Source organism: Lactivibrio alcoholicus, from assembly GCF_055390895.1.
Genome location: NZ_AP042471.1, coordinates 2,486,631 through 2,500,051, shown reverse-complemented (window position 1 = coordinate 2,500,051; position 13,421 = coordinate 2,486,631). Strand labels below are relative to the sequence as shown.

The 13,421-nt window shown below is 63.5% G+C and carries 11 protein-coding genes; 5 read left to right on the top strand and 6 right to left on the bottom strand.

Annotation, left to right across the window (positions count from 1 at the left end; genetic code table 11):
- Positions 1-5: 5 nt before the first annotated feature.
- From ACZ5IU_RS11435 to mnmA, 6 genes are all read right to left on the bottom strand, one after another.
- Complete coding sequence (locus tag ACZ5IU_RS11435) at positions 6-2,849, bottom strand: hybrid sensor histidine kinase/response regulator (protein WP_464417396.1); 2,844 nt, start codon at positions 2,847-2,849, stop codon at positions 6-8.
- Between the two features lie 49 nt (positions 2,850-2,898).
- On the bottom strand, positions 2,899-3,429 hold the full coding sequence (locus ACZ5IU_RS11430; protein ID WP_464417394.1) for a peptide-methionine (S)-S-oxide reductase: 531 nt from the start codon (positions 3,427-3,429) through the stop codon (positions 2,899-2,901).
- A gap of 54 nt (positions 3,430-3,483) precedes the next feature.
- The gene (locus ACZ5IU_RS11425) at positions 3,484-3,627 is read right to left on the bottom strand and encodes a hypothetical protein (RefSeq protein WP_464417392.1); all 144 of its coding nucleotides are present in this window, start codon (positions 3,625-3,627) and stop codon (positions 3,484-3,486) included.
- Positions 3,628-3,654: 27 nt separating this feature from the next.
- The gene (locus ACZ5IU_RS11420) at positions 3,655-4,791 is read right to left on the bottom strand and encodes an aminotransferase class I/II-fold pyridoxal phosphate-dependent enzyme (RefSeq protein ID WP_464417390.1); all 1,137 of its coding nucleotides are present in this window, start codon (positions 4,789-4,791) and stop codon (positions 3,655-3,657) included.
- 81 nt (positions 4,792-4,872) lie between these two features.
- Positions 4,873-5,148, bottom strand: a complete 276-nt coding sequence (locus ACZ5IU_RS11415) for a GIY-YIG nuclease family protein (protein WP_464417388.1) — start codon at positions 5,146-5,148, stop codon at positions 4,873-4,875.
- Positions 5,145-6,314, bottom strand: a complete 1,170-nt coding sequence (gene mnmA, locus ACZ5IU_RS11410) for a tRNA 2-thiouridine(34) synthase MnmA (RefSeq protein ID WP_464417386.1) — start codon at positions 6,312-6,314, stop codon at positions 5,145-5,147. The genes ACZ5IU_RS11415 and mnmA overlap by 4 nt, the downstream gene beginning before the upstream one ends.
- 179 nt (positions 6,315-6,493) lie before the next feature.
- Here mnmA and larE point away from each other — a divergent pair, with 179 nt between their 5' ends.
- The 5 genes from larE (at position 6,494) to ACZ5IU_RS11385 (ending at position 13,411) form a co-directional block, all read left to right on the top strand.
- Positions 6,494-7,345, top strand: coding sequence for an ATP-dependent sacrificial sulfur transferase LarE (larE, locus tag ACZ5IU_RS11405; RefSeq protein ID WP_464417384.1), 852 nt, complete (start codon positions 6,494-6,496; stop codon positions 7,343-7,345).
- Between the two features lie 60 nt (positions 7,346-7,405).
- A complete protein-coding gene (locus tag ACZ5IU_RS11400; protein ID WP_464417382.1) occupies positions 7,406-9,451 on the top strand; it encodes a methyl-accepting chemotaxis protein in 2,046 nt (681 codons plus the stop codon).
- 167 nt (positions 9,452-9,618) lie between these two features.
- Positions 9,619-10,377 (top strand): IclR family transcriptional regulator, encoded by a 759-nt coding sequence (locus tag ACZ5IU_RS11395; protein WP_464417380.1) that lies wholly within the window; start codon positions 9,619-9,621, stop codon positions 10,375-10,377.
- Positions 10,378-10,398: 21 nt separating this feature from the next.
- Positions 10,399-12,447: a urocanate hydratase gene (locus ACZ5IU_RS11390; protein ID WP_464417378.1), complete on the top strand. Its 2,049-nt coding sequence runs from the start codon at positions 10,399-10,401 to the stop codon at positions 12,445-12,447.
- A gap of 97 nt (positions 12,448-12,544) precedes the next feature.
- Positions 12,545-13,411 carry a branched-chain amino acid ABC transporter permease gene (locus ACZ5IU_RS11385; RefSeq protein ID WP_464417376.1) on the top strand — a complete coding sequence of 289 codons (867 nt, stop codon included), beginning with the start codon at positions 12,545-12,547 and terminating at the stop codon, positions 13,409-13,411.
- The last annotated feature ends 10 nt before the right edge of the window (positions 13,412-13,421 follow it).

The window sequence follows — 13,421 nt, the reverse complement described above, 5'->3', positions numbered from 1 at the left end:
CCCCGTCACCGCCCTTCGATGATCCCGGAAAGAGAAAGATAGTCGTAGTCCGTCGCCATCGTGCGCAGCGCCTCGCCGAGTGCCCGGTCCTCGACGGTGATCCTGTCCGCTACGTCGAGAATGCGCTGCCGGTCTCCGGCCCTGACGGCCTCCGCGAGTTCAGAGAAGAGTTCCGGGGAAATCCGCGCGAGGGCGTCGGCGTCCAGATGCGCACGCACCTGAGGAGCTGGCTCAGGACGTCGCCCGATCGGAACGAAGACGAAACGGAACTTCGTGACTCTGCGGATTTCCGCGAAGAGTTCGTCCTCCTGGACGGGTTTGCCGACGAATCCCGCAAGACCTCCGGCGAGGACGCTTTCGCGATCGACGTCGAGCGTCCGCGCCGAAACGGCGATGACCGGAAGAGAGTCGCCCGCGAGGATCCGGATCCGGTGTGCCGTCTCCACCCCGTCCATTCCCGGCATCATGATATCCATGAAGACGACGTCGGGCCTGTCCCGCTCGACGAGCGCCAGCGCCTCCTCCCCTCCCGAAGCCTCCCGGACGGAGAAGCCCGCGATCGCCAGAATCCGCGAAAGCAGGACGCGGTTCGTTTCCCGGTCGTCGACGACGAGCGCCGAACGCTTCGGCTCTCCGTCGGCGAATCGCCACGTTCCGCGACGTTTCAGCGACGAATTCTTCGGGTCGCAGAGGTCCGACACGACCGCGCCGAACGTGAACCGGAAGAGGCTGCCGCGGCCCGGGGCAGTCCTGATGAGTTCGATATCCCCGCCCATGAGACGTGCGAAGCGGCGACTGATCGGAAGCCCCAGCCCCGTTCCGCCGATGCTTTTCCCCTTTCCCGTCTGCTCGAACGCCTCGAAGATCCGTTCACGGTCCTGCGGCGCAACGCCGCATCCCGTATCCTCGACGTCGATCGAACAGTGGATCTGGTCCCCCTCCCGGCGTTCCGACGAGACGCGCAGCGTCACGGCCCCGCGTTCCGTGAACTTGACCGCGTTGCCGACGAGGTTGATGATCACCTGCCTGATCTTTCCCTCGTCTCCCCTGAGAATCGCGGGAATGTCCCCGGTCTCCCCGAAGTTCAGCGCGACGCCGAGCGCGTCCGTCCGGATGCGGAACATCCGCACGATGTCGTTGAGAAGCCCGTGGAAGTCGAACGACACTTCGGTGAGCGCGACTTTTCCTGACTCGATGCGGGCCATTTCGAGGACGTCGTTGATGAGCGTCAGAAGATGATCGCCGCTGCGGGCGATGATGTCGAGCCCTGCGCGCTGTTCGTCCGTCAGCGACTCGTCGTGCTGGAGAATCTGGGCGTATCCGAGGATCGCGTTCATCGGCGTCCGGATCTCGTGGCTCATATTGGCGAGGAATGCGCTTTTCGCGTGGTTGGCGGCTTCCGCCTGTTCCTTCGCGAGACGGAGAAGCTCCATGGTCCGCTTTCGTTCGGTGACGTCGAGCAACGTTCCGGCGACCCGGAGAGGGCTTCCCCGCTCGTCGCGCCGGAAGACCATCCCGCGATCGAGGACCCAGACGACTTCGCCCGTCCGCGACACGCGCCTGTACTCGCATTCGTAGAACGGCGTCCGCCCCTCGAGATGATCGTTCCATACCCCGGAGACCATTTCGAAGTCGTCCGGGTGGACGACGCGCGTCCAGGTCTCCAGATGCGGCTGAAGTTCCTCGACCGTGTAGCCGAGCATGGAGGCGTAGCGGTCGTTGAAGATCGCGCGGTTATTCTCGAAATCGAGATCCCAGAGCGCGAGATCGGCGCCGCGCAGCGCGAGGGAAAGGCGCTCCTCGCTCCCGGCGAGCGCGTTCTCCGCGTTCCTCCGGTCCGTGATGTCTTCCGCGGAACAGACGACGTACCCGACCTCGCCATCCTGTCCGGGCACGGGAGTCCGCGTCACGCAGAGAAGCCGGTCATCCCCGTCCGCGTTCCTGAGTCGTTCTTCCGATCGCACCCGGCGTCGTTCGCGGAAAGCGACTTCGTTTCCTCCGATCAGCACGGCGGCGGCGGCCTCAGGGAGGATGTCCCGAAGTCTGCGGAACCACAGATCCTCGGGCATCCGGCCGAAGAACGCCGCGTGGGCCCGGTTGACCGTGCTGTACTCGTCGGGGGAGTCGATCCGCCAGATCTGCGTTTCGATGGAGTCGGAGAGTACCCGCAGTTCGTCGGATTTCGCCCGGTACGCGACGATGAGTCTGCGGTAGAGCAGCGCCGTCGGAAGCGACAGGGCGAAGAAGAAGACTCCCGTCAGAAACGCCGCCCAAGCCTTCCTGCGACGCATCGCGTCGATGTGCGAGACGCTCTGGTCAACGCACGAAAGATAGCGGCGCCCCCCGGGGGACGTCTCGGGCCACGCGACGGACCTGAACGTCCCCCACTGGTCCCTGTAGCTGACGTAACGGGGCGTACCGGATTCGAACGCTTCGACGAATTCCTTCGGAATGTCGTCGTAGGGGTAGAAATACCACGACCTGCGTTCCTTCGCCTCCTCCAGGGTCACGGAGGGCGCCGAAAAAAAGAACCGACCGTTCCGCTCGACGATCGTATAGACGTACGTGTACCCCCCGTCCCTCGAGAAGTCGTTCATCGCCTCCCGGTTCCGGAGTTCCTCGTCGAACGGGATCGACGTCTCGTCGAGCGCGCGGTCGTGGAAATCGGGGGCGAGCATGAATTTCAGGCTCCTCGCCGAGAGTGCCAGACGATCGTCGATCACGCGGATCGCGTCTTTCTCTTCCGAGAAGTAGACGAAAACGACATAGCCCAGTACGCCGAAGACGTACAGGGCCGCCGCGAGAATCGTGATATTCCGGAGCCTCCTGTCCGGCACTGGGTGCTTCATGCTCCGCCTCCGTCGTTCCGGAACGAAGGAATACGTCGTCCGGGTCGTTTCACCGGTACATCCTGTCCACAACGAGCCTCAGACGACGTTGCGCCTCTTCGGGAAGCCCGAGTTCCGGCAGATCGCGCGAGAGATCTTCCGGCGTCCCGTCGCCGCCGAGATATCCGTTCACGCGCGCGACGGCCGTCGAATCCGTGAAATCGGTCGCATCCGGATAGATCGACATCAATGCTTCCGACAGGATTCTGTCGTTGCGAAGATAGTATTTCTGGTGATAGTCCTCGGCGCGCACGAAAACCTTCAGCGGCCTGATCTCCGTAAAGACTCTGGTTCCAAGTCGTTCTTCGGCGCTGCGCTTCATCTCTTCGGCCGCGAGGCGCTGTTCCCCGTCGCTCCAGAAGATCACCGAAGCGTACTGTCGGCTCGGAGAGGGTCTCGTCGGATCATGGGACGCGAAAAACACTTCGAGAAGTCGTTCGTACGACATCGTTTCCGGATCGAAATCGACCTGGATCGTCTCGCTGTGACCGTCGAGATTATGGTACACGGGGGCGGAGCTCGTCCCCCCCGCGTACCCCACTCTCGTCCGGCGGACCCCCTTCAGAAGCCCGAACCGGGCGTCGGGACCCCAGAATCAGCCGAGTGCGAACGTCGCGGTCCGGAGTTCGCCGATCGGCCGAAGATCGACGGGAGGTCGCGTCTCCGCCGACGCTTCGGCCGCCGCGCCCGGAAGAAACGCCGACAGAGACGCGATCATCGCCACAATTCCCCGAATCATCCCGATCTCCTCCTCGCGGAACGAAAATCACCGGCCTCGCGGAGAGGTCTCGTACTCCGCGAGAAAATCCTCGAACACCGCGATCGCCGCGGGATAATCCCTTCGTCCGAGCCCGATTCGTATGTGGTTCCAGCCGACGTCGAAGACCGTATCGGGCAGGACCATCAGGTTGCGCTCCTCGACGACCCTGCGGCAGAACTCCGGAACCGGAATTTCCTCGTGGAACTTCGGAAAGGCGGTCGATCCCCCGAGCGGCGGCACCCAGAAAAGCGACTCGGGGTGACGTCCGAAGACGGCCTCCGTCAGACGGAGGTTTCCCGCGACGAGACTTCTGCTGCGCTCGAGGATCCACGCGGCGTTTCGCAGCGCGATGATACCCAGTATCTCACCCGGAGCGTTCATGCAGATCGTCGTATAGTCCTTGAGCGCCGCGACGCGCTGAAGGAACGCTCGATCCTGGGAACAGAGCCATCCGAGACGCAGTCCCGGCAGGGCGAATGCCTTCGAGAGCCCCGAAAGCGATGCCGCGCGAGGCAGAAAATCGCAGGCGGCAGGGAGAGTGTCCGCCGTCCGGTGCTCGAGCCCCCGGTACATTTCATCGGAAAGGACGAAGACGCCCCTTCGCGCGGCCTGATCGAGAACGGTCATGAATTCCTCCGCGGTCGGAAGAAAGCCGGTCGGATTGTGCGGAAAGTTGAGGACAAGAACTTTCGTTTCGGGGCGGAAGAGACGCTGAAGCTCGTCCGTATCGAGCGTCCATCTGCCGTCGCGAACGCGGAGAAACCACGGCGTCACCTCGCAGCCAAGCGCCTTCGGGAGTTCGTGAAGGGACTGATAGGCCGGGGCGACGGCCACGACGTGATCTCCGGGTTCCAGAAGCGCCGTAAACGAAAGAAGGATCGCCTCTTCGGGTGCGGCGGTCACGACCATCTCCCCTGACAGGTGGCGGTACAGCCCCGCAATCTCCGCAAGGAGCGCCGGATGTCCGTACGGTTCGGTGTATGAGAGTCGCAGGGTATCCCACAGGGCGCGGCACTCGCGATCCGCCATGCCGAGGAGCTCCGCCAGTCCGAGCGGTTCGCAGTCGGACGGCGAAAGCATGTATTTCACGTGGAACTCGTACTTCGCGAAGTAGCGTTCCAGTTGAAATTCCCGAATTCTCATATTCATTCCTCCCGTATATCCGTCATCGGCGGAACACAAACGCATCATAAATTATAGCCCCGCCGCCGCTGAACGGAACTCTCACATTCCGCTCTCCCCGAGCCAGCGCGCGGCGAGAACCTCTTTTCGTTCTCTCGGCAGCCGCTTGACGGCACGCTCGCGTTTCAGCGCCGTCGCTCTGTCGGGAACGCTTTCGCGGTAGACGAGTTCGACGGGGCGCCTGCCCGCCGTATAGCGTGCGCCGCGCCCGGAGTTGTGCGCGGCGACGCGGGATTCGACGCACGTGCTCCAGCCCGTATAGAGGCTCCCGTCCCGGCAGCGAACCATATAGACTTCGCAGGAAGCGTCTCCGCTCACTCTTCCGCTCCACCTCCGTCGTCCGCTCCCGCGATGACGGCCCCGGCGGCGACACGTTCGCCCTCGTAGAGAACGAGGCGCTGCCCCGGCGCGGGTGCGAAAGCAGGAGGTTCGAACGCGACGCGAAGCGTCTTCCCGTCGTATCCGACGACGCTGCAGGGGAGCGGTTCTCCCTGCGAGCGAATTTTCCCTGCGAGCGAGCGAATCTTTCCCGCGAGCGGGCGTTCACTCCCGGCGGTCGAACCGTCGTCGAAAAGCTCCGGAAGCAGGAGATTCACGTCGACCGCATCGACGAAGCGACGGAAGATCCGTTCTCTCGGGACGAGGAAGATCCTGTTTGTCCCGGGGTCGATCCGCGACACATAGAGCGGCTCGGGAAGCGCAAGCCCGAGCCCCTTGCGCTGTCCGACCGTGTAAAACGGAATCCCCCCGTGACGACCGAGAACGCGCCCATCCGCGGCGACGAAATCCCCCTCCTCGCGGGAAAGATCCCCGACAGCCTGCCTGTAGTTCCCCTGCCCCACGAAGCAGATCTCCATACTATCCGAGGCTGTCGCCACCGGGAGCCTCGCCTCCGCGGCGATCGTCCTCGCTTCGTTCTTGCGGCGATCCCCGAGCGGGAAAAGAATGCGTCCGAGCCGGTCGCCGGAGATACCCGCGAGGAAGTAGCTCTGATCCCTGGCGCGATCCGCCGCGCGCAAAAGGGCGAATCCGCCCCGCGCGTCCGTCCTGATCCGGGCGTAATGTCCGGACGCGACGAACGATGCGCCGAGCTCCCGCTCGGCAAAGTCCATGAGGACCCCGAACTTCACGCGGGCGTTGCAGTCCGAGCAGGGATTCGGCGTCCGTCCCGACGCGTAGGACACCCTGAAGGGATCCGTCACGAACGCGCGGAACTCGTCATCGACATCGACGGAGACATGCGGAATGCCAAGCAGACGGGAAAGCTCGCGGACGCCTTCGAGCGTCCGCTCCGGATCCGGACCGGATGCCCCGCCGCCCGGAACGCACCGGGGAATCCGCATCGTCACGCCGACGACATCGTAACCTTCGCGGAGCAGAAGCGCCGCAGCCGCGGCGCTGTCGACACCGCCGCTCACGAGAACCGCGACGCGGGTGCCCGGGGCGCCCCTCCCCCATCCTCCGACACGTTCGATGATCCGCACACGTACATCTCCCTCCGTCCCGCGTTTCGGGCGTACAATCAAGCGTAAAGTTGAGGATTCAAGTATATCGCAGCTCGCGTGTCCTGCGCCGGATTCCCGTCGCAGGACACGCAGCGACCGGACGACGGGCCGGGATACGCGTGCGAAGCCATACGGGCAGAGAAGGGAGAACGACAATAATGAGACAGGAAATCCGGGACGCCGCTGAACGCCTGACGGCGTCCATCCGGCCGTTCGGAAAAGTGATCGTCGCCTATTCGGGCGGCGTCGACAGCGCGCTCGTCGCATCCGCAGCCCGGAGGGCGCTCGGAGACGGGGCCATCGCGGTCACCGTACTCTCCCCGACGCTTCCTTCGTGGGAGGTCCGGGACGCCGGGAAGATCGCGGAAACGCTCGACGTCCTCCACGAGTACGTTCGCCTCGACGAACTCGACGACCCCGATTTCCGCTCGAATACGCCGGACCGGTGCTACCACTGCAAGAAACGACGCATCCAACTGCTCGAACCGCTCGCGCGCGAACGCGGCGCCACGCGAATACTCGACGGATCGAACCTCGACGATCTCGGCGACGACCGGCCGGGATACCGCGCGGTCCTCGAATCCCCGATGACGATGTGCCCGCTGATCGAGGCGCGGATGACCAAGGCTATGGTCCGGGAACTCTCCCGCGAGTGGGGGATACCCGGAGCGACACGTCCGGCCGCGGCATGCCTCGCGTCCAGAATCCCGCACGGCACCCCATTGACCGGGGAGCTCCTTTGCCGCGTCGAACGCGCGGAGGGCATTCTTCGTGACGCGCTTCCGCCGGAAAGCAGGGTCCGCGTGAGGACGACCGGAGATGACGCCCGCGTCGAAATCGATCCGGCCGACTTCCCGTCCCTTCTCGACGAAACGACCCGTCTGACGGTTCTCTCGGGACTCAAAGAGGCGGGGTTTTCGAGAATTCTCCTCGACCTCGCGGGGTATGTGCGTGGCGGGGCGAACGAACTACCGGGCCGACAGACCTGGAAACACCCGGATTACCATTGACAGAAAATAATTCATCTCTATACTTTATTGAAACATCTACTTTCATACAATTTAGAGAAGGTGATTAATATCAACAAGAACAAAATACCCCTCAAATTACTGTTTCTGGGGGTCACCGGAATCGTCATCGTCATCGTCACCCTCGCCGCCGTCGGAATCTCGGTCACGCTCTTTTCCGGGTACGTCGACAAGGCGTCCGTCAGGAACGCGGGAATCGGCGTCGAAGGTCTTCGGTCGTCGGTCGAAACGATGCGAGACGTCGCGCTCCGGTATGCCTACCTCATGGCCGAACACCCGGCGCTCGCCGACGCGGTGGCGTCGAAGGATCGCGCCGCCGTTCTCGCGGCCGCGACGCCGCTCGCGAAGGCAGCCGGCGTCGACTTCGTGACCGTGACCGACGAAACCGGAAAAGTCATCGCCCGGACGCACGCGCCCGATAAATTCGGCGACAGCGTCCTCAACCAGGAAAACGTCGTGTCCGCACTCAGGGGGACACCCCTCGCGGCTCTCGAACCGGGAACCGTCGTCCGTCTTTCGGCGCGCGCGGGCGTTCCGGTCAGGGGACGCGACGGGCGCGTCGCGGGCGCCGTGACGACCGGATACTCCGTGACAACCGACGCCGTGGTCGACGCGATCAAGGCGCGGTATCACACCGACGCCACGATCTTCCAGGGAGACGAACGGGCGGCCTCGACGATCGAAAAAGACGGAAAACGCGCCGTCGGGACGAAGGCGAGCCCGGAAGTCGTCGAGAAGGTCCTCGTCAGGGGACAGGATTACCAGGGACAGATCGACATCTTCGGGGTTCCGTACTTCGTCACCTATAAACCAATTCCCGGCCCGTCGGGCAAACCGGTCGGAATGTACTTCTCCGGCGAAAAACTCGACAGGGCCCACGCCGCGCGCAACATGATCATCCTGTACACCGTCGCCGCCTCCATCCTCGTGCTGCTCCTCGGCATGGCGATTCTCCTGGTCATGACGAAGCGCGTCGTCGCGCCGATCGACAGGGTCATCGAGATCCTCTCGCGCGTCCACGACGGCGACCTGACCGCGACACGTGAGGATCTCGGCATCGCCGCGATCAGAGAGATCGCGGCGATGGAGGACGCGATTTCGGGACTCATCGACGGTCAAAGGAATATTCTGCAATCCTTCGGCGACGAATCCGAGGAATCCCTGCGCCGGGCGCACGCGCTTTCATCCGACGCGAAGGAGATGTCCTCCGCGATGCACGACGTCGACGCCATGATGAATCGCGTATCGGAGCTCTCGGAAGAAAACCGATGCGCGCTCGAAAGCGCGAGCATGGGTATCGGGGAAATCTCCGCGGGTGCCGCGAGCGCCGCGTCGTCGGCCGCGGCGGGCGCGGAGGCGACATCGCGAACGACCGATGGAAGCCGCCTCGCCGTCGAACGGATGGACGACCTGATCGCGATGATCCGGCAGGTCGGCGAAAAATCCGGCAAAACGACGTCGAACATGAACAGCGTCGCGGAATCGGTCGACAGCATTTCGCAATTTATCGGCACCATCACAGGCATCGCCGATCAGACGAACCTTCTGGCACTGAACGCCGCTATCGAAGCCGCACGGGCGGGCGAGGCGGGGCGCGGATTCGCCGTCGTCGCGGAGGAAGTCAGAAAGCTCGCCGAAGAATCCAACAAGGCCGCTCACGAAGTTCAGGCCATCATAGCGGATCTCCGGAAGAGCACGGAAACGTCCATCGTCTCGATGCGCGAGGTCGACTCGATCGTCGAGACCACAGTCGCGGGATCGCAGGAGGCGCAGCAACGTCTCAACGAGACGCTGCAGGAGATCGCCCAGATCAACGACGTCATGCAGAATGCCGCCGCACTCGCCGAGGAACAGGCCGCCGCGAGCCAGGAACTTGAGGAGGGTATCAGGACGGTCTCGTCGGCGACGAATGCCGTCTTCGACGCCGTTTCGGGCGTCCGGAAGGACTTCGCGCGATCCTCCGAAGCCTCGGGCCGCGTCGACACCGCCGCCGCGGAAATGCGTTCGGAGGCGGACCGCCTCCTGCAGTCGCTCCGCCGCTTCCGCCTCGGGACGGACGAAAGCGGACTCGTCCCGAAGAGGCAATGACAGGTACCGTTCGTTTCGCCGGACTGCCTCGGCGGCCCCCGCTCGGTCGGGGGCCGTTTTTTTTGGCTCGATTCGCCTCAGTTGACAAACTATTCTGCTCGTAGAATAATGGGACGTAGCGTCCCATTTATTATGGATACTGTCCCGTTTTTCGACGGAGGTTCGGGATGATCGAAGCCGATGCAAACGGTAAGCTGAACGGCGCTCTCAAAGTGACTGCCGTCATGGAGGCGCTCTGTTCCTCGAAGGATCCCCTCTCGGTGCGCGAAGTTGAGGAATCCGCTTCCGTTCCCCGAAGCACGGTCCATCGGCTGCTCCTCTCCCTCGAGACCTGCGGCTGGGTGTCGCGCGACCCTCTGACCGACGGCTATCGCCCCGGAATCCGTTTTCTGCTCCTCACGAACCGGCCGTCACTTTACGACGCGCTGATCCTCACCGTGAAACCCGAAATGGACGAACTCATGAATTCCACCGGAAACACCGTCACACTCAGCGTTCTCGAGGGATACCGGGGGTACTGCATCACAACGGTCGAACCGGCGACACCCGTAAAGTTCACGGCACGCAGGGGACTCTCCGTTCCCCTCCACGCGGGAGCCACGGGAAAGATCCTTCTCGCCCACGCGCCGGACGAGGTCCGGTCGTATATCCTCTCGTCCCCTCTCCCTTCTCCGCTCGGTGCCGGAGACATCGATCCTGTCGCGTTGCGGGAGGAACTCCAAAAAATCCGGGCTCAGGGATATTCCTCGAGCCGCGAGGAATGGATGCTTCACGCGGGGGATATCAGCGTCCCCCTTTTCGACGCACAGGGGAATTTCGTGGCTCAGCTCGGCGTCGCCGGCGTCGCCGAGAGCGTCTTCGAACGGTTCGACGAGACGCTGCGGCGTCTCAGGCAGGCGGCGCAGTCGATACGAAGCAGGCTCTAACGACACGGAGGTGACGATGGAATGCTGCAACAGAACGAACTGAACCGCGCGGCGATGACGATCAGACTCGAGGGACCGCTGCCGGAGCACCCGGAATTCGTATCCGGAATCCGCAGGGCCCCCGACCGGAAATGGACCCTCGACAGGAACGAGACCCGACTCGCTCTCCGAAACGCTCTCAGATACGTCCCGGAAGAGCATCACGAGGTTCTCATTCCCGAGTTTCTCGAGGAACTCAGAACCCGGGGAAGAATCTACGCCTACAGATTCCGCCCGAAGGGCGGCCTGAAGGGACTCCCGATCGACAGCTACAGAGGGAAATGTCTGGCGGGAAAGGCCTTTCAGGTCATGATCGACAACAACCTCGATTTCGACGTCGCGCTCTACCCGTACGAACTCGTCACGTACGGCGAGACGGGGCAGGTCTGCCAGAACTGGCTCCAGTACCGCCTCATCAAGCGCTATCTCGAAGAGCTTACCGATGAGACGACGCTCGTTCTCGAGAGCGGACACCCGGTCGGACTCTTCCGGTCGAACCAGCAGGCTCCGAGAGTCATCCTGACGAACGGCCTCCTCGTCGGACTCTTCGACAACCAGGAGGACTGGCACAGGGGCATGCAGCTCGGCGTGACGAACTACGGCCAGATGACAGCCGGGGGATGGATGTACATCGGCCCGCAGGGGATCGTCCACGGCACGTACAACACAATCCTCAACGCCGCGCGCATGAAGTTCGGCGTCGGTCCCCGCGAAAGCCTCGGGGGAATCCTGTACGTCACGTCCGGTCTCGGCGGCATGAGCGGCGCACAGCCCAAGGCGGCCGAGATCGCGGGCGCGGTCGCCATCGTCGCGGAGGTCGACGCGTCGCGCATCGGGACGCGGCACAGCCAGGGGTGGGTCAGGGAGATCGTCGATACTCCGGAAAAGGCCTTCGCGATGGCTCGCGAGGCGCTCGACGCCCGGCGCCCCCTCTCGATCGCCTACCACGGCAACATCGTCACGCTGCTCGAGTACGCCTGCGACCACGACATCACGATCCAGCTCCTCTCCGATCAGACGTCGTGCCACGCGGTCTACGACGGGGGCTATTGCCCCGACTCCCTGACCTACAAAGAGCGGACGAAAATGCTTCACGAGGATCCCGCACGCTTCCGAACGCTCGTCGATGCGTCGCTCCGCCGCCACTTCGAGGCGATCCACCGCCTCGTCGACAGAGGGAGCTTCTTCTTCGACTACGGCAACTCCTTTCTCCGGGCGATCTTCGACGCGGGCGTCACAGAGGTCGCGAAGAACGGAAAGGACACCTACGAAGGGTTCATCTGGCCCTCCTACGTCGAGGACATCATGGGTCCCCTGCTCTTCGACTACGGGTACGGCCCCTTCCGATGGGTCTGCCTGAGCGGAAGACCCGAGGATCTCGCGGCGACAGACCGGGCCGCGATGGAGTGCATCGACCCGAACCGGCGGAGCCAGGACTACGACAACTGGGCATGGATCCGCGACGCGGAGAAAAACGCGCTCGTCGTCGGGACGCAGGCCCGGATCCTCTATCAGGACGCCGAGGGGCGGACCCGGATCGCGCTGAAGTTCAACGAAATGGTCCGATCCGGCGAGATCGGTCCCGTCATGCTCGGTCGCGACCACCACGACGTTTCAGGGACGGACGGCCCGTTCCGCGAGACGGCCAACATCCGGGACGGAAGCAACATCTGCGCCGATATGGCGACGCAAACCTTCGCGGGTAACGCGGCGCGCGGAATGACGCTCTGCGCGCTCCACAACGGCGGAGGCGTGGGCATCGGCAAGTGCGTCAACGGCGGCTTCGGCCTGCTGCTCGACGGCCGTCCCGAAACCGACGACATCATCAGGTCCGCGATGATGTGGGACGTCCTCGGAGGCGTGGCCCGAAGGGCCTGGGCGCGCAACCGGAACGCCATGGAGGTCGGCCGCGAGGTGAACCGGAAGTATCCTGGAGAGTATCACATCACGCTCCCGTATTCGGTGGAGGACTCTCCCGTGGAAAAGGCCGTGGACGAACTCTTCGCACGGTCAGGTCATCACGGGACGTAACGGACGACCGCAATTCCGGTTTCACGAATCTTTCGACCGACTTCGCATCGTGATACACTAACGCACGAAACGGATCGACAGGGATGGTGCACATTCTATGGACCTGTTTCTCGAACAGCTTTTCAACGGTCTCGCGATCGGAGCGATATACGCCCTCATCACGCTGGGACTCGCACTCGTCTACGGCATCCTCGGCGTCCTCCACGTAGCGCATGCCGGAGTCTACACCATCGGCGCCTACGTGGGGTACGGCGTGTTCGCGGCAACCGGGAACCTCGCGCTCGCCTTCGCCGTCTCCATGGCGTTCTGCGCGCTCTGCGGAATCGCCATCGAACGGCTCGTCTACGCTCCGCTGATGAAATATCCCCCTTATGTTCCCCTGATCAGCAGTATCGCGCTCTTCATGGCCGTCGAAGAGGTATGCCGACTCGTCGCTGGACCTTATGTCCTGTCGTTCAGCACGAATCTCCCCTTTCCGGCCCTCTCGTTCGCTGGGGTCCGTTTTTCGCCGAACCTGGTCGGGGTGTACGTCATCTCGGGAACGATTTTTTTCCTGCTCTGGTTCCTGACGACGAAGACCGAGACCGGACTCGCGCTCCGCGCGACCGCGATGGACGCTCCGATCGCATCGTCCGTCGGGATCAACAGCGCCCTGGCCGTCGACACTGCATTCGCGCTCGGCTCCGCCATCGCCGCCGTCGCGGGGATTCTCGTCGGGATCTACTACAACGAGGTCCATCCCGACATGGGTGCGATGCCCGCGTACAAGTCGCTGGCGCTGATCGTCGTCGGCGGACTCGGATCGGTCGAGGGCGCGGTCGCGGCGTCGCTGCTCCTCGGCGTCGCAGAAACGCTGCTGATCGGATTCGCGGCCATTCCGCTCCCCCGGGACGCACTGGCCTTTATCGCGATGATCGTCGTCCTGATGTGGCGCCCGACGGGCCTCTTCGGGACCAGGTCGTGACACGCCGTTC

Bases quoted from the DNA above. Each gene is read 5' to 3' on its own strand.
- ACZ5IU_RS11385 (WP_464417376.1), top strand. From the start codon at position 12,545: ATGGACCTGTTTCTCGAACAGCTTTTCAACGGTCTCGCGATCGGAGCG.
- ACZ5IU_RS11395 (WP_464417380.1), top strand. From the start codon at position 9,619: ATGATCGAAGCCGATGCAAACGGTAAGCTGAACGGCGCTCTCAAAGTG.
- ACZ5IU_RS11435 (WP_464417396.1), bottom strand. From the start codon at position 2,849: ATGAAGCACCCAGTGCCGGACAGGAGGCTCCGGAATATCACGATTCTC.
- ACZ5IU_RS11390 (WP_464417378.1), top strand. From the start codon at position 10,399: ATGCTGCAACAGAACGAACTGAACCGCGCGGCGATGACGATCAGACTC.
- larE (WP_464417384.1), top strand. From the start codon at position 6,494: ATGAGACAGGAAATCCGGGACGCCGCTGAACGCCTGACGGCGTCCATC.
- ACZ5IU_RS11420 (WP_464417390.1), bottom strand. From the start codon at position 4,791: ATGAGAATTCGGGAATTTCAACTGGAACGCTACTTCGCGAAGTACGAG.
- ACZ5IU_RS11425 (WP_464417392.1), bottom strand. From the start codon at position 3,627: ATGATTCGGGGAATTGTGGCGATGATCGCGTCTCTGTCGGCGTTTCTT.